This is a genomic window from Promicromonospora sp. NPDC052451 (assembly GCF_044547525.1).
Classification (GTDB): Bacteria; Actinomycetota; Actinomycetes; order Actinomycetales; family Cellulomonadaceae; genus Promicromonospora.
On the sequence record NZ_JBIUAP010000004.1, the window covers coordinates 292,921 to 318,947 of the forward strand.

26 protein-coding genes are annotated in these 26,027 nt (G+C 73.9%); 7 read left to right on the forward strand and 19 right to left on the reverse strand.

Features of this window, described 5'->3' with window-relative positions; all coding sequences use genetic code 11:
* Nucleotides 1–344 precede the first annotated feature (344 nt).
* From ACIG47_RS09270 to ACIG47_RS09290, 5 genes are read right to left on the reverse strand one after another with little or no spacing between them, the layout of a single operon-like run.
* On the reverse strand, nt 345–1,457 hold the full coding sequence (locus ACIG47_RS09270; protein WP_397430543.1) for an adenosine deaminase: 1,113 nt from the start codon (nt 1,455–1,457) through the stop codon (nt 345–347).
* 29 nt (nt 1,458–1,486) lie between these two features.
* Nucleotides 1,487–2,584 carry an extracellular solute-binding protein gene (locus tag ACIG47_RS09275; protein WP_397430544.1) on the reverse strand — a complete coding sequence of 366 codons (1,098 nt, stop codon included), beginning with the start codon at nt 2,582–2,584 and terminating at the stop codon, nt 1,487–1,489.
* Entirely contained in the window at nt 2,581–3,636 is a 1,056-nt protein-coding gene (locus ACIG47_RS09280; protein WP_397430545.1) for an ABC transporter ATP-binding protein, read from the reverse strand. Before ACIG47_RS09280 ends, ACIG47_RS09275 begins: the two co-directional genes overlap by 4 nt.
* Nucleotides 3,633–4,442: an ABC transporter permease gene (locus ACIG47_RS09285; RefSeq protein WP_397430546.1), complete on the reverse strand. Its 810-nt coding sequence runs from the start codon at nt 4,440–4,442 to the stop codon at nt 3,633–3,635. The genes ACIG47_RS09280 and ACIG47_RS09285 overlap by 4 nt, the downstream gene beginning before the upstream one ends.
* Nucleotides 4,439–5,260, reverse strand: coding sequence for an ABC transporter permease (locus tag ACIG47_RS09290; RefSeq protein ID WP_397430547.1), 822 nt, complete (start codon nt 5,258–5,260; stop codon nt 4,439–4,441). Before ACIG47_RS09290 ends, ACIG47_RS09285 begins: the two co-directional genes overlap by 4 nt.
* A gap of 160 nt (nt 5,261–5,420) precedes the next feature.
* Between ACIG47_RS09290 and ACIG47_RS09295 the strand changes: the two genes are divergently transcribed.
* Entirely contained in the window at nt 5,421–6,362 is a 942-nt protein-coding gene (locus tag ACIG47_RS09295) for a LacI family DNA-binding transcriptional regulator (protein ID WP_397418842.1), read from the forward strand.
* Between the two features lie 64 nt (nt 6,363–6,426).
* Here ACIG47_RS09295 and ACIG47_RS09300 read toward each other — a convergent pair whose 3' ends face one another.
* Nucleotides 6,427–7,296, reverse strand: coding sequence for an SDR family oxidoreductase (locus ACIG47_RS09300; RefSeq protein ID WP_397430548.1), 870 nt, complete (start codon nt 7,294–7,296; stop codon nt 6,427–6,429).
* 65 nt (nt 7,297–7,361) lie between these two features.
* On the opposite strand from ACIG47_RS09300, the gene ACIG47_RS09305 reads away from it, so the two are divergent.
* Nucleotides 7,362–7,760, forward strand: a complete 399-nt coding sequence (locus tag ACIG47_RS09305; RefSeq protein WP_397430549.1) for a MerR family transcriptional regulator — start codon at nt 7,362–7,364, stop codon at nt 7,758–7,760.
* 7 nt (nt 7,761–7,767) lie between these two features.
* Here the strand turns inward: ACIG47_RS09305 and ACIG47_RS09310 are convergent, their stop codons facing one another.
* Nucleotides 7,768–8,547: an SDR family NAD(P)-dependent oxidoreductase gene (locus ACIG47_RS09310; RefSeq protein ID WP_397430550.1), complete on the reverse strand. Its 780-nt coding sequence runs from the start codon at nt 8,545–8,547 to the stop codon at nt 7,768–7,770.
* 140 nt (nt 8,548–8,687) lie between these two features.
* On the opposite strand from ACIG47_RS09310, the gene metH reads away from it, so the two are divergent.
* The gene (gene metH, locus ACIG47_RS09315) at nt 8,688–12,218 is read left to right on the forward strand and encodes a methionine synthase (RefSeq protein WP_397430668.1); all 3,531 of its coding nucleotides are present in this window, start codon (nt 8,688–8,690) and stop codon (nt 12,216–12,218) included.
* Nucleotides 12,219–12,512: 294 nt separating this feature from the next.
* On the opposite strand, the gene ACIG47_RS09320 is transcribed toward metH, so the two are convergent.
* The 4 genes from ACIG47_RS09320 to ACIG47_RS09335 all read right to left on the reverse strand — a co-directional run bounded on the left by ACIG47_RS09320 (nt 12,513) and on the right by ACIG47_RS09335 (nt 15,851).
* Nucleotides 12,513–12,974, reverse strand: a complete 462-nt coding sequence (locus ACIG47_RS09320) for a GNAT family N-acetyltransferase (protein WP_397430669.1) — start codon at nt 12,972–12,974, stop codon at nt 12,513–12,515.
* A 141-nt stretch (nt 12,975–13,115) separates the two neighbouring features.
* Complete coding sequence (locus ACIG47_RS09325; RefSeq protein WP_397430551.1) at nt 13,116–14,201, reverse strand: NAD(P)/FAD-dependent oxidoreductase; 1,086 nt, start codon at nt 14,199–14,201, stop codon at nt 13,116–13,118.
* Nucleotides 14,198–14,752: an isoprenylcysteine carboxyl methyltransferase family protein gene (locus ACIG47_RS09330; RefSeq protein WP_397430670.1), complete on the reverse strand. Its 555-nt coding sequence runs from the start codon at nt 14,750–14,752 to the stop codon at nt 14,198–14,200. Before ACIG47_RS09330 ends, ACIG47_RS09325 begins: the two co-directional genes overlap by 4 nt.
* A 4-nt stretch (nt 14,753–14,756) precedes the next feature.
* Entirely contained in the window at nt 14,757–15,851 is a 1,095-nt protein-coding gene (locus ACIG47_RS09335; protein WP_397430552.1) for a type III polyketide synthase, read from the reverse strand.
* 95 nt (nt 15,852–15,946) lie between these two features.
* Here ACIG47_RS09335 and ACIG47_RS09340 point away from each other — a divergent pair, with 95 nt between their 5' ends.
* A complete protein-coding gene (locus tag ACIG47_RS09340; protein WP_397430553.1) occupies nt 15,947–16,864 on the forward strand; it encodes a UbiA family prenyltransferase in 918 nt (305 codons plus the stop codon).
* A gap of 39 nt (nt 16,865–16,903) precedes the next feature.
* Here ACIG47_RS09340 and ACIG47_RS09345 read toward each other — a convergent pair whose 3' ends face one another.
* The 3 genes from ACIG47_RS09345 to ACIG47_RS09355 form a co-directional block, all read right to left on the reverse strand.
* Complete coding sequence (locus ACIG47_RS09345) at nt 16,904–17,596, reverse strand: hypothetical protein (RefSeq protein ID WP_397430554.1); 693 nt, start codon at nt 17,594–17,596, stop codon at nt 16,904–16,906.
* A 26-nt stretch (nt 17,597–17,622) separates the two neighbouring features.
* Nucleotides 17,623–18,504 carry a manganese catalase family protein gene (locus tag ACIG47_RS09350; protein WP_397430555.1) on the reverse strand — a complete coding sequence of 294 codons (882 nt, stop codon included), beginning with the start codon at nt 18,502–18,504 and terminating at the stop codon, nt 17,623–17,625.
* A 185-nt stretch (nt 18,505–18,689) separates the two neighbouring features.
* Entirely contained in the window at nt 18,690–19,490 is an 801-nt protein-coding gene (locus tag ACIG47_RS09355; RefSeq protein ID WP_397430556.1) for an SDR family NAD(P)-dependent oxidoreductase, read from the reverse strand.
* A 78-nt stretch (nt 19,491–19,568) separates the two neighbouring features.
* Here ACIG47_RS09355 and ACIG47_RS09360 point away from each other — a divergent pair, with 78 nt between their 5' ends.
* The 3 genes from ACIG47_RS09360 (at nt 19,569) to ACIG47_RS09370 (ending at nt 21,731) form a co-directional block, all read left to right on the forward strand.
* The gene (locus ACIG47_RS09360; RefSeq protein ID WP_397430557.1) at nt 19,569–20,201 is read left to right on the forward strand and encodes a TetR/AcrR family transcriptional regulator; all 633 of its coding nucleotides are present in this window, start codon (nt 19,569–19,571) and stop codon (nt 20,199–20,201) included.
* Between the two features lie 95 nt (nt 20,202–20,296).
* On the forward strand, nt 20,297–20,737 hold the full coding sequence (locus ACIG47_RS09365; RefSeq protein ID WP_397418818.1) for a MerR family transcriptional regulator: 441 nt from the start codon (nt 20,297–20,299) through the stop codon (nt 20,735–20,737).
* On the forward strand, nt 20,727–21,731 hold the full coding sequence (locus ACIG47_RS09370) for an aldo/keto reductase (RefSeq protein WP_397430558.1): 1,005 nt from the start codon (nt 20,727–20,729) through the stop codon (nt 21,729–21,731). Before ACIG47_RS09365 ends, ACIG47_RS09370 begins: the two co-directional genes overlap by 11 nt.
* A 45-nt stretch (nt 21,732–21,776) precedes the next feature.
* Here ACIG47_RS09370 and ACIG47_RS09375 read toward each other — a convergent pair whose 3' ends face one another.
* The 5 genes from ACIG47_RS09375 to ACIG47_RS09395 form a co-directional block, all read right to left on the reverse strand.
* Entirely contained in the window at nt 21,777–22,418 is a 642-nt protein-coding gene (locus tag ACIG47_RS09375) for a glycosyltransferase (RefSeq protein WP_397430559.1), read from the reverse strand.
* The gene (locus ACIG47_RS09380; protein ID WP_397418812.1) at nt 22,415–22,864 is read right to left on the reverse strand and encodes a UDP-N-acetylglucosamine--LPS N-acetylglucosamine transferase; all 450 of its coding nucleotides are present in this window, start codon (nt 22,862–22,864) and stop codon (nt 22,415–22,417) included. Before ACIG47_RS09380 ends, ACIG47_RS09375 begins: the two co-directional genes overlap by 4 nt.
* 86 nt (nt 22,865–22,950) lie before the next feature.
* Nucleotides 22,951–23,301, reverse strand: coding sequence for a hypothetical protein (locus ACIG47_RS09385; protein WP_397430560.1), 351 nt, complete (start codon nt 23,299–23,301; stop codon nt 22,951–22,953).
* A 94-nt stretch (nt 23,302–23,395) separates the two neighbouring features.
* Nucleotides 23,396–25,336 carry a sigma-70 family RNA polymerase sigma factor gene (locus ACIG47_RS09390; protein ID WP_397430561.1) on the reverse strand — a complete coding sequence of 647 codons (1,941 nt, stop codon included), beginning with the start codon at nt 25,334–25,336 and terminating at the stop codon, nt 23,396–23,398.
* 180 nt (nt 25,337–25,516) lie between these two features.
* Nucleotides 25,517–25,990 (reverse strand): hypothetical protein, encoded by a 474-nt coding sequence (locus ACIG47_RS09395; protein ID WP_397430562.1) that lies wholly within the window; start codon nt 25,988–25,990, stop codon nt 25,517–25,519.
* Between the last annotated feature and the right edge of the window lie 37 nt (nt 25,991–26,027).

Here is a 26,027-nt window from a genome sequence, read left to right on the forward strand (position 1 = left end):
CCCGGGGGGCCCGCCCGGTGTGGGGCGGTCCCCCCAGGGGGGCTTTTCCCCCGCCCCCCCCCCCGGGGGGGGCCGGTGCCACCGACTGCGGCCCGTTAATGGACCGATCTCGGTGCAACGGACCGACCTCGACGATCAGCGCCCAGCAACGGACCGAACCCAACCACCACTGCCCAGCAACAGACCGAACCCGAAGCGGCTGGAACCGGCAACAGACCGAACCGAAGCAACAGGACCCAGCAACAGACCGAACCGAAGCAACAGGACCCACCAACAGACCGAACCGAAGCAACCAAACCACCAACAAGCACCAGGCCACCAGAAGACCCAGATCGAGCCCGCCCTCAGCGCCCCGGCGCCGCCCCCAGCCCGAAGAGCTCGTCGAGTTCCCTGGCGACCCGCTCGCGCAGCCCGGCCTTCTCCGCCGGCGGGAGCCAGCAGGCCTCGACACCGGCCAGCGCCATCGCCCGCAGCCGCTCCTGCGGCACCGCGAGGTCGTCGGCGAGGATGCGGTACTCCCCCGCCAGCGTAGTGGGGAACATGCCCGGGTCGTCGGAGGCGGGGATCACGTTCAGGCCCGCGTCCAGCATCGCGGCGATGGAGGCCCGGCGCCACGGCCGCCACGAGCGGCGCGACGTCGTCGAGATGACCGTGAACGGCACCTGCTCGTCGCGCACCCGCGCCACGACGTCGTCGTCCTGCAGCACGAAGTAGCCGTGGTCGATGCGGTCGCAGCCGAGCACGTCCAGGCAGGTGATCGTGTTGACCGCGACGGGGGCGTGCTCGGACGAGTGCGCCGTGCGGCCCAGGCCCGCCTCACCGGCGAGCCGGTAGGCCGCCGCGAAGCGCTCGGGCGGCCCCGCCGTCTCCAGGTTGTCCAGGCCGATGCCCGCCACGTACTCGTGCGGGTTGTCGACCACGGTGCGGACGCGCTCCAGCGCGTCCTCGCCGGAGCCGGACCGGTCGATCGCGGCGATGAGCCGGCCCGACATGCCGAAGTCGCGCTCCGCCATGCGGATGCCCTCGGCGTACGCCTCGACCGCGCCGAGGTAGCCCAGGGAGGCCAGGTGCTCGGGCACGGCGTCGAAGGACACCTCGAGGTGGCGCGTCGCGCTGGTGCGGTGCGCCGCCTCGAACGCCTCGTACGTGATGCGGGTCAGGTCGTCGGCGTCGCGCAGCACCTGGGTCACCCAGCGGGAAGCCTGGAACAGCGAGTAGGAGACCTCGGGCTCGTCGGCGCTGCGGCCCTGCGGCACGGGGACGCGCGTGTCGCGGTACAGGTCCGGGTCCGGCGGCAGGGAGTTGATGTCCGCGTAGATGCGCTCGGGCTCGGCCGGCAGGTCGAGGCCCTCGCGCCGGGCCAGCTCCGCGAAGGTGCTCGCCCGGACGGTGCCGATGAGGTGGCAGTGCAGGTCGACCTTGGGCATGCGGTCCAGCACGGTCAGGTCAGTGCTCATGTCAGTGCTCGTCATGGTTCGCGGCCCCGTCAGCCGGCCGTCACCTCACGGGCGAACCGGTCCACCCACTCGCCGCGCGTGGGCACCAGCTCCGCCGGGTCGAGCGTCGCGTAGCCGGCGGCGACCGGGTCTGCCGCGATGTCGCCGACCACTGCCGAGATGGAGTCCGGCACCGTCGCGTCCGGGTTGACCGGCAGGTCGCCCACGAGCTCGGCGGACTTCGTCTGTGCCTCGGCCGAGAGCAGATAGTCGATGAACTGGTGGGCACCGTCGACGTTCGGGGCGCCCGCGGGGATCATGGCGCGGTTGGTGGCCATGTACCGGCCGGTGGCCGGCGGCGTCCACGCGAACGGCTCGCCCGAGGCGACCAGGTCGGTCGCGAAGCCGCTCAGGGAGTCGGCGGCGACGATCTCGCCCTGCGTGAGCAGGTTCGTCACCTCGGTGGACGACGAGTAGAACTGCAGGATGCCCGGCGCCCAGCCGCCGATGGTGCCCAGCGCGGTGTCGATGTCGTACGGCCCGTCGCCGTACGTCTCGCCGACGCCCGAGATCATGAGCTGGCCGGCCGTGACCGAGATGTCGGGCAGCGCGAGGCTCCCGGCCTGCACGGCGTCGCCGTACAGGTCCCAGTCGGCGGCCTCCTCGGCCGTCAGGGCCTCGGTCGAGTAGATGGTCCCGTTGAGCTGGTAGCTGTAGGCAGGCCCGGCGTAGGAGTCCTCCAGCGCGAAGTCGGCGACGTCGTCCAGGGCGGGCACCTTCGCGGCGTCGACCTGCTGGAACAGGTCGGTCTCCTGGCCCAGCGCGGCGTAGTAGTCGGAGAGCAGCATGACGTCGATGCCGGAGCTGTCGCCCGCCACCTGGAGCTGCGAGAGCCGGTCGGCGTTCGAGCCGGTCTCCACCTCGACCTTGATCCCGGTCTCGGCGGTGAACGGGTCGATCACGGCCTCCTGGAACTCCTCGACGCCGAACGGGAACGTGGACACGACGATGGTGTCCTCGGCCGCGGCGTCGTCCCCGGCGGAGCAGCCGGAGGCGAGCAGGGCGGTGGCCGCGAGGCCGGCGGCGACGGCCGCGGAGCGGCGGGCGGTCGGGGCCGCGAGGCGGCGGACGGGCACGGCGTGGGTCATGAGATTCCTTCGGTTGCGGGTTCGGCGGTCAGCGGGGCAAGCCGCGCCGTGGGAGCGAGCAGGCGGACCCGGTCGCCGGGGGTCGGGGCCGGTCCGGCCCCGGCAGCGGTGTGGTCGGCACGGTGGTCGGCGACCAGGCGCACGGTGGTACCGGCCGGGTCGGTGGCCTCGCAGGTCACGAGCACGTCGACGCCGCGGTAGGCGACGTCGCGCACGACGGCGTCCAGCACGACGGCGCCGTCGGCCTGCCCGTCCAGCGGGGTGTCCGCGGGGACGACGCGCAGGTGCTCGGGGCGGACGGCGGCCTCGCGGCCGTCGGTCAGGGTCAGGAAGTTCTCGTAGCCGAGGAACTCGGCGACGAACCTGTCGGCCGGTGCGGGGAAGACGTCACGGGGCGCGCCCGTCTGCACGACCTTGCCGGCGCGCATCAGCACCATCTCGTCGGACATCTCCAGGGCCTCGTCCTGGTCGTGCGTGACCAGGACGACCGTGAGGCCGGTCTCCGACTGGATGCGGCGGATCTCGGCGCGCATCTGCACGCGCAGCCGCGCGTCCAGGTTGGACAGCGGCTCGTCCAGGAGCAGCAGCCGCGGGCGGATCGCGACGGCGCGGGCCAGCGCCACACGCTGCTGCTGCCCGCCGGAGAGCTGCTTGGGCTTGCGGTCGCCCAGGTGACCCAGGCCCACGAGCTCCAGCGCCTCGGCCGCGCGGCGGCGGCGCCCGGGCGCCGGCACCTTGCGCATGGTCAGGCCGTACGCCACGTTGTCGGCGACGGTCAGGTGCGGGAAGAGCGCGTACGACTGGAACACCATGCCCAGGTCGCGCTTCTCCGGCGGCGTGCGCGTCGCGTCCTGGCCGTCGATCAGGATGCGGCCCGACGTCGGCGTCGCGTACCCGGCGAGCATGCGCAGCGTGGTGGTCTTGCCGCAGCCGCTGGGGCCCAGCAGCGTGGTCAGGCGGCCGCGCGGGATGCGCAGGTCGATCGAGTCGACGGCCGTGAAGCTGCCGAACCGCTGGGAGACGCCGACCAGCTCGGCGGCGGGGGTGGTCATCGGTTGATCCCTCCGAAGATCTTGGCGAAGCCGACCGTGCGCTCGGCGATCACGGCGACGACGACCGTCGCGGCGAGCACGAGCGTGGAGGCGGCGGCCACCATCGGGTCGTAGCTCTGCTGGACGTAGTCGAGCATCGTGACGGGCAGCGTCCGGAAGTCGCGGGTCTGCAGCAGCAGCGACAGCGGCACGTTGTTGAACGAGGTGACGAAGCCGAGCAGCCCCGCCGAGATGAGGCCCGGCCGCAGCATCGGCAGGGTGACGGTGACGAACGCCCTGACCGGCGACGCGCCCAGACCGCGGGCCGCCTCCTCCAGGGCCGGGTCGGCCAGCGCGAGCGAGGCCCCGGTGACGCGGACGGCGTACGGCAGCAGCAGGGCGGTGTGGCCCAGCAGCAGGGTGGTGAAGTTGTCCAGGTGCAGGCCGATCATGAGCTGCTGGTACAGCGCCAGCCCCACGACCAGCTCCGGCACCACCAGCGGCGACAGGAAGAGGCCCTCCAGCAGGCCCTTGCCGGGCAGCCTGCCGCGGTGGATCGCCAGCGTGACCGGCACGCCGAGCACCAGGGCCAGCGCGGTGGCCAGCACGGCGAGCTCCAGGCTGGAGACCACGGCCTCCATGAACGGCGAGTAGGCCAGCGCCTCGCCGAACCAGCGCAGGGACAGGCCCTCGGGCGGGAAGCGCAGCGTGCTCCCGGCCGTGAACGCCGTGGCCACGACGAACAGGATGGGCACGATCATGATCACGTAGCCCGCGACGGCGAGCGTGCCCGCCACGGGGTGACGCAGCCTCAGGCTCCGGCTCACGAGGTGGCTCCCTTCCGGCCCACCAGCGCCGAGATCCCGGAGACCAGGAAGACCAGCACCGTCATGACGATCGCGGTGGCCGACGCCGCGGCCCAGTCCACGGTGACGCTCGCGTAGGAGAAGAGCTGGGTCGACAGCATGCGCTGGCTGGACCCGCCCAGCAGGTACGGCGTGGTGTACGCCGTCACCGACCCCGCGAAGACGAGCGTCGCGGCGACCACGACGCCCGGCAGCGACAGCGGCACCAGGATGGTCCAGAAGGACCGGGTACGGCTGGCGCCCAGGCCCCGGGCCGCCTCGTCGAGACCGGGGTCGACCTGCGCGACGGCGGAGTAGCACGTGATGACCGCCAGCGGCAGGAACAGCTGGACCAGGCCCAGCACGATCGCCAGCTCGGTGTACAGGAGCTGGGGCGCCTTCTCGACGATGCCCAGCCCGGTCAGGAGCTGGCCGACGACGCCGTTCGAGCCGAGCACCACGAGCCAGCCGAAGGTGCGCACCACGTTGCTCAGCAGCAGCGGGAAGATCGCCAGCGCGAGCAGCACACCCGCCCACCGGGACTGCGACCGGGCCAGCAGCGACGCGATCGGGAACCCGAGGACCACGCACAGCGCGGTGACGATCAGACCGATGCGCACGGTGCGCCAGATGATCCCGAGGTCGTAGGGGTCGGTCAGCATCGCGCCCATGCGCTCGATCACCTGGGCGAACGTCACGCCGGGTGGCGCGAAGAGCATCGCGACCGCCGGCAGCAGGAACCCGACGAGCAGGAACGCGAGCCCCGGCAGGAGCAGCAGAAGTGTGGAACGTGCTCGCACGAGCCGTCTTTCGTTGATGGAACCGGTTCCATCGGACCCTAAGGCATGACGGGCGCCTCTCCTGCAATCGCGCGTTAACTTCCTGTTACGGCACCGGACAGGGTGGGCGGAAACGGTTGCATCGTCCGTCTAGAGTGTCCCCACCGACAAAGGAGGTACGGTGCCTGATCTGTCCGACGTCGCCGCGGTGGCGGGCGTCTCCAAGGCGACCGCGTCCCGCGCCCTCAACGGGAGCGGCCTGGTGGCCCCCGAGACCGCCGTCAAGGTCGTCGCGGCCGCCGCCCGCCTGGGCTACGTGCCCAACCGGGCCGCCCGCGAGCTGGCCCGCGGGCGCAGCGGCATCATCGCGATCGTGGTGCCGACGCTGGACAACACCTTCTTCACCCCGATCATCGCGGGCGCCCAGGCGCGCGCCGAGGAGGCGGGCCTCCAGCTCACCGTGGCCGTGCACGCGCTGGACTCCGCGGCCGCCGTCGACCGGCTCGCACGCCAGGTCGACGGGTTCCTCGTCGTCGCCCCGCGGGGCACGGACACACTCGTCGCGAGCGCCGGCGCCGCCAAGCCCGCGGTGCTGGTGGACCGTGAGATCGACGGCATGACGTCGGTCGTGGCCGACACCGCCTCGGCCTTCGGCACCCTGACCAGGCGGCTCGCCGCCGAGGGCCACGAGCGCATCGTCTACGTGGGCGGGCCCGAGGGGTCGTGGCAGGACCGGCAGCGCACCGCCGCCGTGCGGGACGCCGCCCGCGAGGCCGGGGCGGAGCTGACCGTGCTCGGCCCCCGGCCGGCGACGTTCGTGGCGGGGGTCGAGGTGACGCCCGCGGTCGTCGAGACGGGCGCGACCGCCGTCGTCCCCTACGCGACGTCGATCGGGCTGGGCCTGCTGCTCGCGCTGGGCACGCGCGGCGTCGAGGTGCCGCGTGACCTGGTGGTGAGCACCGAGCCCACGGTCATCGAGGCCCTCGGCCTGGAGCACACCCCCGCGATCGACGTGGACGGCGAGGAGCTGGGCCGCACCGCGATGGACCTGCTGGCGCGGCAGCTCGACGGGCAGGACGAGCCCGGCCGCCAGGTCAGGCTGCCGGTGCCGGTGCGGGGCTGAGCCCGGGCGGACGGGCAGCGCTGTTCAGCGGGACAGGGTCGACGAACCGGCGCCAGGCCGGGGATCAGCGGAAGTCCCCCGCGTGGTCGACGGCCCACTGCCCGAAGGTGCGACCGGTCGCGCCGGTGATCGCCTCGAAGTCCGGCGTGGGCGCTTCGGGACGGTCGATGGTGCTCGCCCATGCCCGGAGGACTCCGTCAGCCGTCTCCTCGTCCCAGCCGCCGGACACCAGCACCTCGTGAACCTCCTGTGCGGGGAGCTCGTTCCAGGTCACCGTCCTCCCGACGGCGTTCCCGATGGCGCTCGCCTGCTCCCGCTGCGTCAGCACCGAGGGGCCGGTGATCTCCGGTGCGAGCCCCACCAGCCGGTCGGTGAGCAGCGCGATCTCGGCGACCTCGGCGAGGTCGGCCTCGTGCACCAGCGCCCGGCCGCCGTCCCCGTAGATCCAGCTGACCGCCGACTGCTCGCGCACCTGCTGCGCCCAGCCGAGGGTGTTCGTCGCCATCCCTCCGGACCGCAGGAGCGTCCACTCGACGGCGGAGGCGCGGACGGCCTGCTCGATGTCGGTGTGGAACTGGAGGATCGGGTCGGGGGCCGGGGCGCCGTCGTCGCGGACCCCGATCGCCGAGAGGTAGACGATGCGCCGGACGTGCGCCGTGATCAGGTCGACGACCGCCCGCGCCAGGTCGCCACCACCCAGCGGCCAGACCAGGAAGACGCGGTCGATGCCGCGGAGCGCGGCTCGCAGGGAGTCGAGGTCCGTCAGGTCCCCGCGCACCACCTCGACGCCGTCGGGCAGGCCGGCGGAGCCCGGGGTGCGGACCATCGCCCGGACCGTCAGGTCCTCCCGACCGGCGGCCAGGCGTCGGACGAGCGCACCTCCGACATGCCCCGTCGCGCCGATGACCAGGATTCTTGCTGTTCTCGTAGCCATGCCGCGATCGTGCAACTTCGACCCGGGTCGAAGTCAACGCGCCGGTCGCTCGGTAGGCTCGCCGGGTGGACGAACGCCGCGAACAGCAGCCGGAGATGAGCGTCGGAGAGCTCTCCAGGCGCGCCGGGGTCAAGGCCTCGACCGTGCGCTTCTGGGACGAGCACGGTCTGCTGAGCAGCTGGCGCACACCCGGGAACCAGCGGCGTTTCGACGACGTCTCCCTGGCCCAGGTGCTGTTCATCCGGTGGTCGCAGGACGTCGGCGCCTCCCTGGATGCGATCCGCGACGTCCTGCACAAGCTGCCGGCCGGGACGGCCCCCGGCCGCGAGGTTCAGGTCAGGGCGGCGCGCTGCTGGCGCGAGCACCTGGACCAGCAGCGCCGTGAGCTGCACGCCCGCTACCGGCGGCTGTCGCAGCCGCTGGCGCTGCACGGTGTCGACACCCCGGACGCGGCGGCGACATGACAGCCGGTCAGTGGACCGAGAAGCCGCCGTCCACGAACAGCGAGTGCCCCGTGACGTAGCGGGAGGACTCGCTCGCGAGGAAGACGGCGGCGCCCGCGAAGTCCTCGGGCAGCCCGTTGCGGCCCACCGTGGTGCGGGCGGCGAGCGCGGTGATCTTCTCGGCGTCGTCCTGCAGCCGCTGGTTCAGGGGCGTCAGCACGAACCCGGGCACGAGGGTGTTGGCGGTGACGCCGCGCGCGGACCAGGCCTCGGACTGCGAGCGGGCCAGGGACTCCAGGCCACCCTTGGAGACGCCGTAGACGCCGCTGTCGACGAACGAGCGGTGGGCCTGCTGGGAGGAGATGTGGATGAGCCGGCCGTAGCCGCGCTCGGCCATCCCGGGTGCGAAGCGCTGGCCCAGCAGGAACGGGGCCTCCAGGTTGACGGTCAGGGTGAGGTCCCAGATCGCCTCGTCGATCCGGTCCATGTGGGGGCGCAGGTTGATGCCGGCGCTGTTGACGACGATGTCGGGTTCGCCGGCGGCCGCGACGATCGCGTCGGCGGCGGCGTGGATGCCCTCTCGTGTACCGAGGTCGGCCACCACCGTCTCGACGGCGCAGCCGCGTGCGCGCAGGCCGGCGGCGACCTCGGCCAGGCGGTCGGCGCCGCGGGCCAGGAGCACGGTGCGGGCGCCCGCCTGGGCGAGGGCCTCGGCGATGGCCCGGCCGATGCCGGAGCTGCCGCCGGTCACCACTGCGGTGCGGCCCTGAAGCGAGAACAGGGTGGCGAGGTAGTCGTGCGTGGTCATGCCGGGACAGTACCTGCCCGGTACCGACTGCCGGGCGCACGCGGCGTCGGCGGCGGGGCAAGGCTTACGCTGCCCGGGTGACCGCACTCCCCGCCGCCCTGCCCGCGCTCGCCGAGCGTTCCGCCGCCCTGCTGGACGCGATGCGCACGCGCGTGGTCGTGGCCGACGGCGCCATGGGCACCATGATCCAGGCGGCCAACCCGACCCTGGCGGACTACCAGGGTCTGGAGGGCTGCAACGAGATCCTCACGGTCTCGCGGCCGGACATCATCGCGGGCGTGCACGACGGGTTCCTGGCCGTGGGTGTGGACGCGATCGAGTCCAACACGTTCGGGGCGAACTGGTCGAACCTGTCGGACTACGGCATCGACGACCGCATCCGCGAGCTGGCGCGGGCGGGCGCAGCCCTGGCCCGGGAGCGTGCCGACGCGTACACGACGCCGGACAGGCCCCGCTGGGTGCTCGGCTCCATGGGCCCGGGCACCAAGCTGCCGTCGCTCGGGCACACCACGTACGCGCACCTGCGGGACACCTTCGCCGAGCAGGCGGCCGGCCTGATCGAGGGCGGCGCCGACGCGCTGCTGATCGAGACCAGCCAGGACCTGCTGCAGGCCAAGGCCGCGGTGACGGGCTGCCGGCAGGCGATGGCGGAGACCGGGCAGCGGGTGGCGGTCATCGTGTCGGTGACGGTGGAGACCACCGGGACCATGCTGATGGGCTCGGAGATCGGTGCGGCGCTGGTGGCGCTGCAGGCGCTGGGCATCGACGCGATCGGCATGAACTGCGCCACCGGCCCCGACCAGATGAGCGAGCACCTGCGGCACCTGTCGCAGCACGCGGAGGTGCCCGTGGCATGCATGCCGAACGCGGGCCTGCCGGTGCTCGGGCCGGACGGCGCCTCCTACCCCCTGACGCCGGAGGAGCTGGCCGCGGCGCACACGCAGTTCGCGCGCGAGTTCGGCCTGGGCCTGGTGGGCGGCTGCTGCGGCACGACGCCGGAGCACATGCGGCTCGTGGTCGAGGCGGTGGGCGGCGCCCCCGTGGCCGAGCGGGAGCCCGCGCGGGAGAACGCCGTCGCCTCGCTGTACTCGGCCACGGACCTGCGACAGGAGACGAGCTTCCTCGCGATCGGCGAGCGCACCAACGCCAACGGCTCCAAGGCGTTCCGGGAGGCGATGCTGGAGGGCCGGTGGGACGACGTCGTGGACATCGCCCGCGCCCAGACCCGCGACGGCGCGCACCTGCTGGACGTGTGCGTGGACTACGTGGGGCGCGACGGCGTGGCGGACGTCCGGGACGTCGTCTCCCGCCTCGCCTCCGCGAGCACCCTGCCGCTGGTGATCGACTCGACGGAGCCCGCCGTGATCCGGGCGGGCCTGGAGCTGCTGGGCGGTCGTGGCGTGGTCAACTCGGTGAACTTCGAGGACGGCGACGGGCCGAGCTCCCGGTTCGCGCGGATCATGCCGGCGGTCGTGGAGCACGGCGCCGCGGTCGTCGCGCTGACGATCGACGAGGAGGGGCAGGCCCGCACCGCCGACGGCAAGGTGGCCATCGCGTCCCGGCTGATCGACACCCTGGTGGGCGACTGGGGCATGCGGGTGGACGACATCATCGTCGACGCCCTGACCTTCCCCATCGCCACGGGTCAGGAGGAGACGCGGCGCGACGCCATCGAGACCATCGAGGCGATCCGGCGGATCACGCGGAAGTACCCCGGCGTGCACACCACGCTCGGCGTCTCGAACGTGTCGTTCGGGCTCAACCCGGCGGCCCGTGCGGTGCTGAACTCGGTGTTCCTGCACGAGGCCGTGGAGGCCGGGCTGGACTCGGCGATCGTGCACGCGGCCAAGATCCTGCCGCTGGCCTCGATCCCCGACGAGCAGCGGCGCGTCGCGCTGGACCTGGTGTGGGACCGGCGCGAGTGGGACGCCGAGGGCAACCTGACGTACGACCCGCTGGCCACGCTGCTGGACCTGTTCGAGGGCGTGGACGCCGGTGCGATCCGCGACGCGCGCGCCGCCGAGCTCCTGGCGCTGCCGGTGGGCGAGCGGCTGGCGCGGCGCATCGTCGACGGCGCGCGCAAGGGCCTGGAGCCGGACATCGAGGAGGCGCTCGGCACCGGGATGAAGGCCCTGGACATCGTCAACGACCACCTGCTGGAGGGCATGAAGGTGGTGGGCGACCTGTTCGGGCGGGGCGAGATGCAGCTCCCGTTCGTGCTCCAGTCGGCGGAGGTGATGAAGGCCGCCGTCGCGCTGCTGGAGCCGCACATGGAGCGTCTTGAGGGCGACTCGGGGTCCAAGGGCACGATCGTCCTGGCCACGGTGCGCGGCGACGTGCACGACATCGGCAAGAACCTCGTGGACATCATCCTGACGAACAACGGCTACACGGTGGTGAACATCGGCATCAAGCAGCCGGTGAGCGCCATGATCGACGCCGCGATCGAGCACGACGCCGACGTGATCGGCATGTCCGGGCTGCTCGTGAAGTCGACCGTGGTGATGAAGGAGAACCTGGAGGAGCTCGCCTCGCGCGGGTTCGAGAAGCGCTGGCCGGTGCTGCTGGGCGGAGCGGCCCTGACCAGGACGTACGTCGAGGACGACCTCGCCTCGCAGTTCCCCGGCGTGGTGCGGTACGCGAAGGACGCGTTCGAGGGGCTGCGGCTCATGGAGCCGCTGGTGCGGGTCGCGCGGGGTGCGTCCCCGGACGACGTCGGGCTGCCGGCGCTGCGTAAGCGGCGGCACGGCGTGGTGAAGGTGACCGAGACCCCGGTGGAGGCGCTGCCCGCCCGGTCCGACGTCGCCGCCGACAACCCGGTGCCCGACCCGCCGTTCTGGGGGACGCGGATCGTCAAGGGCGTGCAGCTCTCGGAGTACGCGGCGTTCCTGGACGAGCGGGCCACGTTCATGGGCCAGTGGGGGCTCAAGCCGGGGCGGTCGGAGGACGGGGCCTCCTACGAGGAGCTGGTCGAGACCGAGGGCCGGCCACGGCTGGCGGAGTGGCTGGACCGCATCCTCACGGACCAGATCATGGACCCGACGGTGGTGTACGGGTACTTCCCGGTGTGGTCGGAGGGCGACTCCGTCGTGGTGGCCCACCACGGGGACCTGGCAGGGATCGGGGCTCCCGACGGCGGGTCCGGAAGTGCCGTGGGGACGGAACGCCTGCGGTTCACCTTCCCGCGGCAGCGCCGCGACCGGCACCTGTGCCTGGCCGACTTCGTCCGGCCGCGATCGTGGGTCGAGGAGACCGGGCGGTTCGACGTGCTGCCGGTGCAGCTCGTGACGGTAGGCGACACGGTGTCGGCGCACACCGCGAAGCTGTTCGAGGCGAACAAGTACCGGGAGTACATGGAGCTGCACGGGCTGTCGGTGCAGCTCACCGAGGCGCTGGCGGAGTTCTGGCACGCGCGGGTGCGCGCCGAGCTCGGGTTCGCCGCCGAGGAACCCGCCGGGGTCGAGGGGATGTTCAAGCTGGAGTACCGGGGGGCGCGGTTCTCGCTCGGGTATCCCGCGTGCCCCGACATGGAGGACCGGCACAAGGTGGTGGAGCTGCTGCGGCCGGAGCGGGTGGGGGTGACTCTTTCCGATGAGCTGCAGCTGCACCCGGAGCAGTCGACGGATGCGTTCGTGTTCCATCACCCGGAGGCGAAGTACTTCTCCGTGTGACGTGCGGGGCGACAGGTCTCATCGCGGTTCACGCGAAGCAGGACCAGCGGGCGCTCCTCGCTGTGCGGCGTGGACGTACAGCCGCCGAGGACGAGGCGCGCGCGACATGCCTGTTCAGCGCTGCCGCTTGTCGTAGTCCGTCCGCATGGACTGGAAGACGATCCGCTCGATGAACTCCGGCAGGTTGCGCTCGGGCCAGCGCGGGGCCGACATCGGCGGAACGCACCTGGTTCAGACCGATGCCGAGCTTCGGTATCCGGTTGCCGTCGTTCAGGATGAAGGCTTCCACGGGGGTCAGGCGTCGGTGAGGCGCAGGGTGAAGCACTGGGCCATCGGGTGGCCGATGTACGGCCCGTACCCGGCGAACCGTTCATACCCTTCACGCTGGTAGAACCGTATGGCGTCCGGTTGCCGGGGACCGGTCGACAGCACCACGGTCGTGACACCGAGCTCACGCGCCGCGTCCTCCAGGGCGCGCAGGATCCCCGTCGCGACACCTGTGCCGCGCACCGACGGCGCCACGTACATCCTCTTGATCTCCGCCATGTCATCGCTCAGCACCTGGAGCGCTCCGCACCCCCTCGCCTCCCCCTGGCCATCCCGGGCGACCAGAAAGACCCTGACGGACTCCGCCGTCGGCTTCTCCGTCTCCTGATCAGGAATGCCGTACCGGTCCGCGAGCTCGGCCTGCATCTCACTGCGCAGACGCTCTCCGTCCTCGGCGTCCCAGGGCTCGGCGGCAATCGTCACGGTCATCCGGTTCTCCACATCAGGTGAGCACGTCATCGTCGATGAGTGATCTTTCTATCCCGCGCAGAAGGGACGTAGCCACGGCCTGACGATCCCCCCTGCGGCGAGGACGGCGTCCTCGCCAAGCACTTCTCCGTGTGACGTCGGTCAGCGCGCGAGCCGTTCGACCACCGCACCGTAGAGCCACGGCGCACCGACCGCCGCGGGCACGACGGCGCCGCGGGCCGGGCTCGCAGCCCAGGCCAGCAGGCCGGTGGTCAGCGCGCGGTAGTCCCGGGTCGCCGCCCGCCACACGCGCTCGTACGCGGCCGGGTCGTCCAGGTGTCGCACGACGGCGTCGGCCTGCGCGAGCCCGACGCGGATGCCCTCGCCCGTCAGGGCATCGACGTACCCGGACGCGTCACCGACCAGCCGCACCCGCCCCGCCGTCCGGCGGCGCGAGCGGCAGCGCAGCGGTCCCGCTCCGAGCACCGCGCTCGCCGCAGGGGCACCGGCCAGCCGGGCGCCGAGCTCCGGCAGCTCGGCGCGCAGCAGCGCATCGAACCCGTGCGCCGAGCGCAGAGCCTGCCCGGCCCCGAGCAGCGCGACGCCGACGCAGTCGTCGGCCACCGGCGTCACGTAGGCCTCCGCGTGCGACGCCCAGTACACCTCGACCAGGTCGCTCCAGGGCGCGACCCGGAAGTGCCTGCGCAGGCCGTACCGCGCCGGTCCGGCACGCCGGCGGCCCGGTTCGAGACCGGCGAGGCGGCGCACCGTGGAGTGCAGCCCGTCGCACCCGAGGACCCATGCCGCACGCAGCGTCCTGACCTGGTCGGCACCGTGGACCACGATGTCCACCTCGACGCCCGCCGCGTCCTGTCGCAGGCCGGTCACGCGGGCATGCACCACCTCGGCCCCGGCGTCGCCGGCCCGCGCGGTCAGCGCCCCGTGCAGGGCCGTGCGGCGCACGCCCCGGCCGACGCCCGCCACGAACCTGTGGTCGGCGTGCCGCCCGGCAGCGCGGTAGCTGATACCCGCGAGCTCACGACCCGGCGGGTCGACGCCGAGCGCGTGCACGGCCCGCAGCGCACCGGGCAGCAGACCTTCGCCGCACGCCTTGTCCAGGCCCCCGTCGAGCGCACCCGCGCGCCGGTCCACGAGCAGCACCCGCAGGCCGGCCTCCCGGGCACGGACGGCGGTCGCGAGACCTACCGGCCCCGCGCCGACCACCACGACGTCGGCGTCGGTGGTCATCGGCCCCCGCCCGGGGCGTCTGCACCGTCGGCCGCCGGATCGCCCGCCGCCTGCAGCGCCCGCTCCTCCGCGGGGATGCGGAACCGCGCCAGGAGCACGGCGTTGAGCACGGTGAACACGAGGGCGGTGACCCAGCCCGTGTGCACGAGCGGGAGCGCGACGCCCTCGACGACCACGGCGACGTAGTTGGGGTGGCGCAGCCACCGGTACGGGCCGGAGGTCACGAGCGGCAGGCCGGGCACCACGATGACCCGCGTGTTCCACCGCGGGCCCAACGTCGCCACGCACCACCAGCGCAGCGCCTGGCTCGCGAGCACGAGCACGAGCATCGGCCAGCCCAGCCACGGCAGGAACGGCCGATGCGCGGCCACGACCTCGACGACGCACGCCACGAGCAGACCCGTGTGCAGCACGACCATCGCCGGGAAGTGCCCCCGCCCCGACTCCACGCCGCCGCGCGCGAACGACCAGCGCGCGTTGCGCGCGGAGACCACGAGCTCGGCGAGGCGCTCGAGCGCCGTCAGCCCCACCAGGACGACGTATCCGACCAGCACGTCACCGGCCTCCCATCCGTAGCAGCACCAGCTCGCACGCGACGCCGGGTCCGAACGCCATGAGCACGGCGGGCGAGCCCGGTGGCGCGCCCGGGTGGGCGAGCGTCCGGGCGAGCACGTCGAGCACCGACGACGAGGACAGGTTGCCCGCACAGGCCAGGCTCGCGCGGCTCTCGCGCACCGCGTCCTCGGACAGGTCCAGCGTGTCGCGGACCGCGTCGATCACGCGCGGCCCGCCCGCGTGCACCACCCACGTGGGCACGTCGGCCGGGGTCAGGTCGTGGTCGGCGAGCAGTCCCTTGACGTCCGCGAGCAGGTGGGCGGCGAGCAGGTCCGGCAGGCCGGCCGAGAGCACGATCGCGAACCCGGTGTCGCGGACCTCCCAGCCGAGCGCGTCCGTGGTGCCGGGGTACAGCCGCGACCGCGTGTCCACGATCGTCGTCCGCCGGTCGTCGCCCTCCTGCGCCAGGGGGTGCCGGGCGCCGACGACGACGACCGCCGCGGCGCCGTCACCGAACAGGCCGGACGCCACCATGTTCGCGGCCGAGTCGTCGCCGTGCTGGAGCGTCAGCGAGCACAGCTCCACCGAGACGAGGAGGGCGACGTCGTCGGGCCGGCCCAGCAGGTGGTCGTGCACGCGTGCCAGTCCCCCGGCGCCGCCCGCGCAGCCCAGCCCGAACGACGGTGTGCGACGCACGTCGCTGCGCAGGCCGAGCCGCTCGGCGAGGAGCACGTCGAGCGAGGGCGCCGCGACACCCGTCACTGACGTGGCGAAGACGTGGTCGACGTCCTGCGGTCCCAGGCCCGCGCTGTCCAGGGCGCCGCGGCACGCCCGCTCCGCGAGCGCGGCCCCCTCGCGGACGAAGATGGCGTTGGTCTCACCCAGCGAGTGCAGGGCCGCGTAGTCCTCGAGCGGCAGCACCAGGTGGCGGTGGTCGACGCCGGAGCCCGCGTGCAGGCGGCGCAGCAGCGCGGCCCGGCCCGGGTCGGACGCCACCAGCGGCCCGACGGCGGCCGTGATCGCCTCCTGCTCGTACACGTGCTCCGGCAGGACCGGCTCGACCGCCACGACGCAGGACTTCCCGGTATCCGCCATACCGGCATCGTGGCCCAGGGGCGGTTCACTTGCCCGGCGAGCCGTGCGCGGGCGGACACGCTGCGAGCGGCCAGAGGTGCGGCTAGGTTCGGCGCATGACCTCGGCGGGCACGCCCGGCGGACGGACGACCGACCCGGAACGCGGCCGCCGGCCCGGCGCCGCGCCCGCCCGCCGTGCGGGCAGCCTGGTCGGGCTGGTGCGGGCGAGCCACGCCGCGCCCGCCGTCGTGGTGACCGGCCTGGCGACGGCGCTCGCCGTGGCTCTCGGGTCGCCGCCGGGCACCGTGGCGCTCGTGGCCGCCGCCGTCGGCGCAGGGCAGCTGTCGGTGGGCTGGTCCAACGACTGGATCGACGCGGCGCGCGACCTCGCGGTCGGACGCCGCGACAAGCCGGTCGTGGCGGGGCTCGTGACCCCGCGCACGCTGCGGCGTGCGGCGCTGCTCGCGGCGGCGGTGTGCGTCGTCTCCTCCCTCGCGCTCGGGCTCGTGCCGGGCGCCGCGCACCTCGTTGCCGTGGCGTCGGCGTGGGCGTACAACGCCCGGCTCAAGGCGACGGTGTGGTCGTGGGTGCCCTACGCGACCTCGTTCGCGTTGCTCGCCGTCACCGTGGTGCTCGCGGCGCCCGGCCCCCGCGTCCCCGCGGGGTGGGCGGTCGCCGCGGTCGCGCTGCTCGGCGTCGGCGCACACGTCGCCAACACCCTGCCCGACCTCGAGGACGACGCCGCCACAGGTGTCCGCGGCCTGCCGCACCGGATCGGGCGCCGGGCCTCGGGCGTGCTCGGACCGGGTCTGCTCGTGACCGCGGTGGCCGTCGTGGTGGCCGGGCCCGCCGGGCAGCCGTCGCCCCTGGCGTGGACGGGAGGTGCTCTGGCCGCCGCGCTCGCCGTCGCGGCCGGGGTCACGTCCGTGGCCCGGCCACGCAGCCGCGCGCCGTTCGGCCTGGGTATGGCGGTCGCCGTGGTCTGCGTGACGCTGCTGGCCCAGGCGACGGGCGACATCGCCGTGCTGCCCTGACCGGCCGCTGCACGCGGGCGCTCGGCGACTGCGCCCGCGTCAGCGCTGGTGATCGCGGGCGGCCCGGTAGGCGGGAGCCCGCAGTGCGGCCGCCCACGGGAAGGTGCGCAGAGCGCCTGGCGCGTTTCGTACCGGATCGAGTCGTGGCGCGTCGGCGGTGGCCGTCGCGCCGCAACGGAGCACACCGAGCCGGTGCCACCGTCCTGCGGGACGGGCGGACAGCACTACCAGCTCGGCCCCGGCCGGCGCCGCGAGCCCGCGACCGCTGCGGCTCCGGTCCCGCCGCGACGGCCGGAGCGGGGCGGCGGCAAGCAGCACAGGACGACCGTCGGTGTCCTGGAACGGCATGAGCGTGCCGAAGCCCCCGGCGAGCGGGCGGAGCCGGGGCGCCAGCAGGAACCGGGTGGCCCGGCCGAGGCCGGTCGCCGACAGCAGCAGGTCCTGGGCCTGGTCACCCGCCGTCCAGTGCACCGCGAGGCCGAAGACGTCGGGCAGCGGCTCGGGCAGGCCGGCCGCGCGCGAGACGCGCACGACCACCGGGTGAGCCGAGGGTGCGCCGAGCGCCGCGGCACCCGGCGCTCCGTCGGAGTCGAGAGTCAGGGTCCCGGTGAGCACGACACCGACCGGGTGGAGGGGCCGGGGCCGCCACCGGCGCGCGATGGCGGCCCCGACCCCGAACGCCCGGCCGACCAGGCGCGCGGTGCGGAGCCCGGGGCTCACGTCCGTGCCCACGCGCACTCCCCCGACGTCCGGCCGGTTCACTCCTTGTGGAGCGCGTCCTGGGCGGCACCCATCGCCTTCTCCACCGACTCCGGCATGCCCGTGGTCCCGTGCAGCCGTACGTCGGGCTTCGTGGGCGGCGGGGCCGGCACGCCCGCGGGCGGCTCCGGCACGTACTCGAACTCGCCCTTGCCGTCCGGCGTCGGACCGCTGGCCCAGGAGCCCTCGCCCGCGGACTGCCCGTCCGAGAAGTTGATGTACTGGTAGGACACGTCGCGGTCCTCCTTGCCGATCGGGAACGTGCTCGGCACCGGCAGGTCTTCCACGCCCTCCGCGCGCAGCTCCGCCGCCGCAGCGATCCACTGGTTCTGGTGCATCGTGTCCCGGGCCAGCAGGAACGACAGCAGGTCCCGCACACCCGGGTCGTCGGTCATGTGGTAGAGCCGGGCCACCTGCAGCCGGCCCTGCATCTCGGCGTTCGCGTTCGCCGTGAAGTCGGCCAGCAGGTTGCCGCTGGCGGTCACGTACCCGGCCGACCACGGGTTGCCGTTGGAGTCGACCGGCCGCGCTCCCGCACCGGCCACGATCGCGTGCTGCGGATCGGTACCACCGATGATCGCCGCGACCGTCGGGTCCTCCTGCATCGCGCCCTCGGTCACGCCCAGCGGCGCCTTCTCCAGCAGCTGGGCGATCATCGTCGCGAGCATCTCCACATGCCCCATCTCCTCGGCACCGATCCCGTACAGCAGATCGCGGTACTTGCCGGGCATGTGCGCGTTCCAGGACTGGAACCCGTACTGCATCGCCACGGTGATCTCCCCGTACTGACCACCGAGCACCTCCTGCAGCTTGCGCGCATACACGGCGTCGGGCCGTTCCGGCTTGACCTCGTGCTGCAGCTCCTGGCGATGGAAGAACATAGCCCTGCTCCCTCGGTCGACTCGGCACGGCACGAACCCCCCGGCCTCGGGGACCCGTACCACTGGAACCGCCCGCCCCGCCCCGTGCGAACGGTGTCTCCACTGTCGCCACCCGCTTCGCCCACTCGCACGTCGAGAGCGCGCAGGCGCCGCTGCCGCCTCCAGCACGGCGGGAGCGGCGTCGCTCAGGCCAGCAGCCGTTCCGTCATGTCCCGGAGCCGGGCCCGCGCGTCGGCGTCGTAGGCCTGCGGGTGCATCCGGCTCTCGCGGGTCCGGTCGAAGTACCGTCCGGTGATGCGTGCCGCGTGCTCGGCGCGCACGAGCCTGCGCACGGCCTCGGCTCCGTCGTCGGCCGAGCCGGCGGGTGGTATCCCCGCGGCCCGCACCATCGTCGTGTCGAGAAAGGTGCCCGGGTGCAGGCACGTGGCGCTCAGCCGCCCGGGATCGTGCCGGCCGGCGAGGTCCAGCGTCAGCATGCCCAGGGCGAGCTTGCTCTGCCCGTACGCCCGGGAACCGCTGTAGCGCTGGCGCAGCATCAGGTCGTCGAAGCTGACGGTGCTCTGCGCGGCGGACACGACGTTGATCACGCGGGAGGGTCGCTCGACGCCGAGGACCGGCAGGAGCAGCCGGGTGAGCAGGAACGGCGCGAGGTAGTTCACCGCGAGGTGCCGCTCGAACCCGTCCGCGCTCTCCCGGCGGCGTCCGTCCGGAACGGACACTCCGGCGTTGTTCACCAGGGTGTCGAGGTGGTCATGGGTGCGCAGGACGGTGTCGGCAAGCGTCCTGACCTCGGCAAGCGATGCCAGGTCCGCAGGGACGAAGGTGGCCGGGCCGCCCGCGCGCTCGACGGCCGCCACCACCTCCGCGCCCCGCCGCTCGTCCCGTCCATGGATGAGCAGCTGGGTCCCGGGCGCTGCGAGCTTCTCGGCGAGCCGGCGGCCCACACCGTCGGTCGATCCGGTGATCAGGACGACACGTTCCGACATCGGTTCACTCCCTCGGGATCTGAAACGTAGGGTGCCTACGAATTACTTCCGTAGGCACCCTACGCTTATGCTCGTCCCATGGAAAGGCCGAGCCCGGGACCGACGCCGTCCGGACGCAGGCCGCGCGCCGACGCGGCTCGCAACCGGTCGCGCCTCGTCGCCGCCGCGAGGAACGCGATGGCCGCCGACGGGGCGAACGTGAGCCTCGAGCGGGTGGCACGGGACGCGGGGGTCAGCATCGCCACGCTGTACCGGCACTTCCCGCAGCGGGACGCGTTGATCGAGGCGGTCTACCAGGACGAGGTCGGCGCACTGGTCGCGGCGGCGGACGACCTCAGGGCCCGGCAGGAACCGGTCGTGGCCCTGCGCGAGTGGCTGTTGCTGTTCGTCGACTTCCTCGACTCCAAGCAGGGCATGTCCGAGGCTCTCGGCACCCTCCTGCAGGGCCCGGACGCCCTGTTCCGCGACTCCTCGGACCGCCTGGCCTCGTGCGTCGACGCGCTGGTCCGCAGCGCGCGGGCCACGGGCCGGCTCACGACCGCGATCCAGCCGCTCGACCTGCTCCGGGCCATCGGAGGCATCGCGAGCGTGAGCCCAAACGTGGACTGGAAGGCGTCCGCCGAGCGGCTGGTGGACGTCCTCCTGCTCGGGCTCGGCGCCGACGCGGACCTGGTCGCGGACCGGTCTCCCCACCCGGGGACGACCCCCTGACCGCGCAGCCACGGCTCGGGACGCCCACGCCGGCACCCTGATCCGCCGCGGAGCAGCGCAGGCGGCTTGACCTGTAGCGCGCTACAGGTTGTGTCATGGACCGTGTGCCACCCGCCCTGACCCCGCAGCTCGATGTCGACGTCCCCGAGACGGGCCTGTCGATCGGTGACGCCGCAGCTGCCGTCGGCCTGAGCGTGCAGGCCGTGCGCTACTACGAGCGCGAGGGCCTGCTGCTCGACCCCACGCCCCGCCGCAGCAACGGACACCGTCGCTTCCGCCGCGGCGACCTCGACTGGCTCGCCGGCCTGGTCATGCTGCGCGAGACCGGGATGCCGATCGCGGAGATCCGCCAGGTCGCGGCACTGAGCCGGACCGCCGGCACGGAGCGGCAGCGTCTGGAGCTCTTCGAGGCGCACCGGCAGGTCGTCGTCGCGCGCCTGAGACGGACGGAGGAGCACCTGGCGGCACTGGACCGGAAGATCGCCGCGTACCGCGCGTACGTGGCCGACAGAGAAGAGACACCTGATGACGCATGACCACGCCCGCACCCTCGAACCGGTGCTGCTCGGCGACGACCTCCGGGTGCCGCCGATCGGCCTGGGCGCGATGGGCATGAGCGCCTACTACGGTCCGAGCGACGAGGCGGAGTCGATCGCGACGCTCCGCCACGCCGTGGACACCGGAGTGAACTTCATCGACACCGCCGAGGCGTACGGCCCGTTCGAGAACGAGAAGCTGATCGCGCGTGCGCTCGGCTCCCGCCGCGATCAGGTGATCCTCGCGACGAAGGCCTCCGCGGAGACCGACGACGACGGCACGGTCCACGGTCGCAACGGCACCCCGGAGTACCTCCGCAAGGCAGCGCACTGGTCCCTGCAGCATCTCGGGACGGACCACATCGACCTCTACTACCTGCACCGGGTGGATCCGGACGTACCGATCGAGGAGTCGGTCGGGGCGATGGCGGAGCTGGTCGCGGAGGGCAAGGTACGGCACATCGGCCTGTCAGAGGCATCGGCCCCGACCATCCGCCGTGCGCACGCCGTGCATCCCCTGGCCGCCGTGCAGTCGGAGTTCTCGCTGTTCGCCCGGGACGTGCTGCACAACGAGGAGCTGGCGACCATGCGCGAGCTCGGCATCGGCCTGGTGGCGTTCTCCCCGCTCGGGCGCGGTGTGCTCACCGACAGCGTGACATCGCTCGACGATCTCGCGGACGATGACGCCCGGCGCACCCTCCCCCGCTTCCAGCCCGAGGCGTTCGCCGCCAACCGCCGGCTGGTCGAGCGGGTCGCCGCGATCGCTCGGCGCCACGGGGCGAGCCTGGCGCAGATCGCGCTCGCCTGGGTCATCGCCGAGGGTGCGGTACCGATCCCCGGGATGCGCCGCCGGTCACGGGTGGACGAGAACCTCGGGGCGGCGTCGGTGGAGCTGTCGCAGGCGGAGCGGCTCGAGCTGGCCGCGGCACTGCCCGCCGCAGAAGTCGTCGGGACGCGGGACCACGCCGCCGTCGCGGCGGGGACGGACCGCTGACCCGCCACGACGGCTCGCACCACCGTGTCCCGCCGAGCCCTCGTCTCATCGTGCGTGCCGGGGCGCCGACGGCCGAGGGCCCCGGTGCTCGTCCCGGCGGCGGGTGAGCGCGGCGAACCGCCGCAACGTGGTGCCCGCCGGCCGGCTCGTGCCGGTGATCCGGTCGAGCTCGTGCTCGAGGCGCAGCGCCGCCGCACGCGTGCCGTGCTGCCGGGGCGGCACGACGCCCGTGGCCGGGTCGGCGGCCATCCGCGAGAGCTGTATCGCGATCTCCGGGACCGTCGGCGCCAGCCAGACGTGGCCCTGGTCGGCGAGCGCGAGCCCGGAGGTGAGCTGGTGGTCGTCCTCGTGCTCACGGAGGTGACGGCGGCGCGGGACCACGACCGGGCGGCGCCCGACCGCGTTCGCGTCCAGGACCGTTGCGGCACCGCCGTGCGTGACCAGCACGTCCGCCGTCAGGAACCGGTCGACGAGCTCCCCGCGCACGACGGTGCGCACGGCCTGCCCGCGCTGCGGAGGCTCGCTGTGACCGTGCTGGACCCACAGGTCCACCGGACGGTGATGGAGCTCGCCCCAGTCCTGCGCCCAGGCGTCGACGGCGCGCACCAGCCGGTCGAAGGGGTAGGGGCCGGTGCCGACCGACACGACGACCCGGAGCGGGGCGTCGCCCGCCCCGTGGCCGGTCACAGCGCGGTCCCGATCGTGACGGCCGCGGGGTAGAGCGTCTCCTGCGCCGCGCGCTGCGTGCAGACGACGTCGGCCAGCGGGTAGCAGAGGCGGCCGGCGGGTGTGGGGGCGTCGATCCGGTCGACGGCCTCGAGGTAGGCCGACCGGATGCCGAGGAGGCGGGCCGCGAGGAGGTACGACGCCGCGAGCCGTCCGCCGGTCGCCACGACCACGTCGGGCCGTTCCACCCGCAGCAGCCGGAGCGCGAGCACCGTGTTGCGGACGGTGTGCCCGCGGCCCCGACGGTCAGGACCGTAGGCCCACGTGACCTCCTCGCCCGCCAGCGCGGCGCGGGCGTACGGCTCCTCCACGGTGACCCAGTGGCGGTCGTGCCGACCCCACCAGGCCCGCAACGACACGAGCTGGGACAGGCCTCCCCCGGTCGCCGTCACGAGCATGACGCGCATGAGCTCTCCTCTCGTACCTCGGACCTCACACCACCCAGGACACGCCCGCGCCCCGCCGATGACGCGGGAACGCGGAGATCCGCGCGCTACCCGGGAGCGGCCAGCACGTCGCGCGCGGTGCGCAGCGCGTCCTCGTGGCTCTCCGTGACGTCGTGGCCCGTCGCGGCGCCGTCCGCAGCGAACCCCGCGACGGTGTAGGCCCAGCGCGCCGGTTCGCCCGGGAGGCGCTCGATCACGACGACGAGGCGAGCACGCCCGGCATCGAGCAGCGAGACGGCGAGCCCGTCCCCGCCGAGCGTGGTGCTCGGGCCGAGGGCCGGGTGCACCTCCGCGTCGAGCGCGGCGGCCATGGCCCGCGCACGGCGGATCGCGGTGTCGTCCTGGAGCGGCTCCGGGACCGCCACCAGATGGCGGCGGTGCCGCGCCCTACTCGTCATCTGCCTGTCCTTCGAGCTCGCGGGTGGTTCCGCGAACCTGGACACGGCCGACCGCGAACGATGACGCCGGGCTACCGCCTACCGGAACCGCTGCTCACGGACCGGCCGCGAGGTCCGGGTCGCCGGAGACGCCCGGCACCACGGTGAACGTCCGCTCGACCCGCGCCCCGACCAGCTTCTGGGCCGGGTCCAGGTAGCGCACCCCCAGCGTGTGCTCACCCGGTGCCAGCCCGTACAGGACCAGCAGCTCGGGCCCGTAGCCGGCCGCCCGGACGACGGCGGCCCGCACGCCGTCGACCAGTATCTCGACCTCGGCGCCGTCCTTCCCGGACAGGGCGACCACGGGTGCGGCGCTCCCGTCCGCGAGGTCGAGGATCGTGGGCGTGCTCAGGCGCAGCGGACCGATGGTGTCGCTCAGGGGCGAGACCTGTCCGTCCGACTCCTGCCGTGCCCGCAGGACGGTCCCCTCGGCGACCGGTGCATCGTCCTGCACGGTCGCCGCCCACCGCCCGTCCTCGTCCGCCAGCGTGCTGCCCACGGGGAGCCCGGAGCCGTCGACGAGGACGACCTCGGCCCCCGGGACCCCGGTCCCGTGGACCGTCGGGAGGTACAGGCCGCGGTCCTGGACCCGCGTGACCGACGGCGCGGCCAGGACGGGCGTCGGTTCGGGCTCCGGTTCAGGCTCTGGTTCAGGTTCGGGCTCTGGTTCCGGTGTCGGCAGGACCGTCGGCTGGGGCGTCGGCGAGACCGGCGCCGTCGGCTCGGGTACGGCGGCCGGCTCCGGTGTCGGGGCGACGTCGGGACCGGCCGGCTCGGCACTGCCCGGCCTCCCGGCGGGCTCGGCGGTGCTCGACCGACCGGGGTCGGCGACGGCCGCCGGCGGTGCCTCGGCGCGCTCCGGCGTGGCCGGGCGGGCCGGGCCCCGGCCGGCGTCGTCGTCCTGGCCGGGTGCGGCGGGCGACCCGCCACGGCCGGCCGGCCGCTCCCCGGGCCGCCTCGGCCCCTCCTCCGGCGCCGTGCTCGCCGCGGCCTCCGCGACGACGTCCGGCCGCGTACGGTTGATCAACGCGCTGGCGCCCAGCACGGCCACGGCCGCCACGGCGACCGCCGCGAGCGTGGCGGTCGCCGCGGACGCGGCCGAGGTCCCAGCGGCTCCCCCGCCCCCGGCGAGCCCGGCGCCACCCGACCCGCCACCGTGCGACACGGCCCCGGCTCCCCCGACGACGGCGCCGCCCCCGGCCCCGGCAGCCGGCCACAGCACACCCGATCCCAGGACCACCGGGACCAGCACCGGGACCAGCACCGCGCGCAGGCTGTGCGAGAGCTCGGAGACCTCGGCCACGAGGACCGAGCAGGCGGGGCAGGTCGCGACGTGCTCCTCCAGCCGGCCGGACTCGCGCCGGCCCAGCCCGCCCCGCTGGTAGGCGCCCACGCGCTCCGCCACCCAGCGGCAGTCGCCGTCGACCGCCGCCGCCTGCACGTGCGCCTGCAGCCACGCCACCCGCAGGCCCTCGCGTGCGCGGTAGGCGAGCGCGGCCGCCGCGTTCGGGGTGACACCGAGGTAGGCCGCCGCCTCGCGGGCCGGGACGCCCTCGACCTCGGTGTACCAGAGGATGGACCGCCACTCCGGACGGAGGCTGCTGAAGGCACGACCGGTGATGGTCCGCGCGAGCAGCGGGTCCTCGAACATGGCGTCCGGGTCCATGGACGCCACCAGGTCGTCGAGCGGCGGCTCGTCCGCGCGGTCCCGCGCCCAGTTCATCGAGATGTTGCGCAGCACGGCGTAGAGGTACGGGCGGAAGGCCTCGCGTGGTCCGTTCCCGCCACGGAGCGCGGACAAGATCCGGACGAACGCCTCCTGGACCAGGTCGTCCGGGTCGAACCGCTGCGTGATCTGGCGTGCCGCACGCGCCGCGGCCTCGGCGTGCCGCTCCCAGAGCACCGCGAACGCCTGCTCGTCGCCGGACCGGACCCGCTCGGCGAGCGCGACATCGGACTCGTCGCCGGCAGGCGCCTGGGCAGAGGTAGCGGACATCAGATCGACTTTCCGGCGCATCGCACGGGGAGACGGGGCGAGGGCCGCTCCGGCGTCACGCGCGCGGGGGCGTCCCCGTCGCGGGAACACGTTCGCGATCCATCGTGCGGGGCGCCGTTGCGCGGGTCAACGGTGACGTCGGGCACACGGAGGTGCGTGGCAGCGGCCGTCACGGGACTGTCAGAGCGCCTCGAGCGCGTACGCGGCGCGCCGCACGCACGTCTCGACGCTGCCCACGGCCTCGACCTGGTCCCACCGCACCGAGCCGTCCGCGGCGAACCAGCCCTGCGCCCGCATCGCGGCGGCGGCCAGCTCGATGCTCCTCGCCACGGGCCGCCCGTCCGCGGTCCGCAGGTGGTCCTGGGCGTCGAAGACCCAGCCCTCGCCCTCCGCGACCATCCGCGCGAGCTCGGTGTCGACCTTGCCGGCCGACAGGGAACGGGGGCCCTGCGCCTGGCGCGGCGCCGCGCCGTCGCCGGACCGGCGAGAGCCCTCGAGCACCCGGACGCACTCGGGACACAGGTGCCGCCACCCGGCCCGGCCGGACTGCCACAGCCGCCATCCCCGGTCACGCAGCGTCCCCGGGGAGGGACGGCCCTCGACGACCCGGTCCCAGCGGGCACAGCTGTCACACTCGATCATCCGGACGATCACGGCGGGCTCCTCGGTCTGCTGGTGGTGCGGGCATCAC

Excerpts from the sequence above, each read along its gene's own strand:
- ACIG47_RS09270 (WP_397430543.1), bottom strand. The coding sequence starts at position 1,457 with ATGAGCACTGACCTGACCGTGCTGGACCGCATGCCCAAGGTCGACCTG.
- ACIG47_RS09275 (WP_397430544.1), bottom strand. The coding sequence starts at position 2,584 with ATGACCCACGCCGTGCCCGTCCGCCGCCTCGCGGCCCCGACCGCCCGC.
- ACIG47_RS09280 (WP_397430545.1), bottom strand. The coding sequence starts at position 3,636 with ATGACCACCCCCGCCGCCGAGCTGGTCGGCGTCTCCCAGCGGTTCGGC.
- ACIG47_RS09300 (WP_397430548.1), bottom strand. The coding sequence starts at position 7,296 with ATGGCTACGAGAACAGCAAGAATCCTGGTCATCGGCGCGACGGGGCAT.
- ACIG47_RS09310 (WP_397430550.1), bottom strand. The coding sequence starts at position 8,547 with ATGACCACGCACGACTACCTCGCCACCCTGTTCTCGCTTCAGGGCCGC.
- metH (WP_397430668.1), top strand. The coding sequence starts at position 8,688 with ATGCGCACGCGCGTGGTCGTGGCCGACGGCGCCATGGGCACCATGATC.
- ACIG47_RS09320 (WP_397430669.1), bottom strand. The coding sequence starts at position 12,974 with ATGACCGTGACGATTGCCGCCGAGCCCTGGGACGCCGAGGACGGAGAG.
- ACIG47_RS09325 (WP_397430551.1), bottom strand. The coding sequence starts at position 14,201 with ATGACCACCGACGCCGACGTCGTGGTGGTCGGCGCGGGGCCGGTAGGT.
- ACIG47_RS09335 (WP_397430552.1), bottom strand. The coding sequence starts at position 15,851 with ATGGCGGATACCGGGAAGTCCTGCGTCGTGGCGGTCGAGCCGGTCCTG.
- ACIG47_RS09340 (WP_397430553.1), top strand. The coding sequence starts at position 15,947 with ATGACCTCGGCGGGCACGCCCGGCGGACGGACGACCGACCCGGAACGC.
- ACIG47_RS09350 (WP_397430555.1), bottom strand. The coding sequence starts at position 18,504 with ATGTTCTTCCATCGCCAGGAGCTGCAGCACGAGGTCAAGCCGGAACGG.
- ACIG47_RS09355 (WP_397430556.1), bottom strand. The coding sequence starts at position 19,490 with ATGTCGGAACGTGTCGTCCTGATCACCGGATCGACCGACGGTGTGGGC.
- ACIG47_RS09360 (WP_397430557.1), top strand. The coding sequence starts at position 19,569 with ATGGAAAGGCCGAGCCCGGGACCGACGCCGTCCGGACGCAGGCCGCGC.
- ACIG47_RS09365 (WP_397418818.1), top strand. The coding sequence starts at position 20,297 with ATGGACCGTGTGCCACCCGCCCTGACCCCGCAGCTCGATGTCGACGTC.
- ACIG47_RS09370 (WP_397430558.1), top strand. The coding sequence starts at position 20,727 with ATGACGCATGACCACGCCCGCACCCTCGAACCGGTGCTGCTCGGCGAC.
- ACIG47_RS09380 (WP_397418812.1), bottom strand. The coding sequence starts at position 22,864 with ATGCGCGTCATGCTCGTGACGGCGACCGGGGGAGGCCTGTCCCAGCTC.
- ACIG47_RS09385 (WP_397430560.1), bottom strand. The coding sequence starts at position 23,301 with ATGACGAGTAGGGCGCGGCACCGCCGCCATCTGGTGGCGGTCCCGGAG.
- ACIG47_RS09390 (WP_397430561.1), bottom strand. The coding sequence starts at position 25,336 with ATGTCCGCTACCTCTGCCCAGGCGCCTGCCGGCGACGAGTCCGATGTC.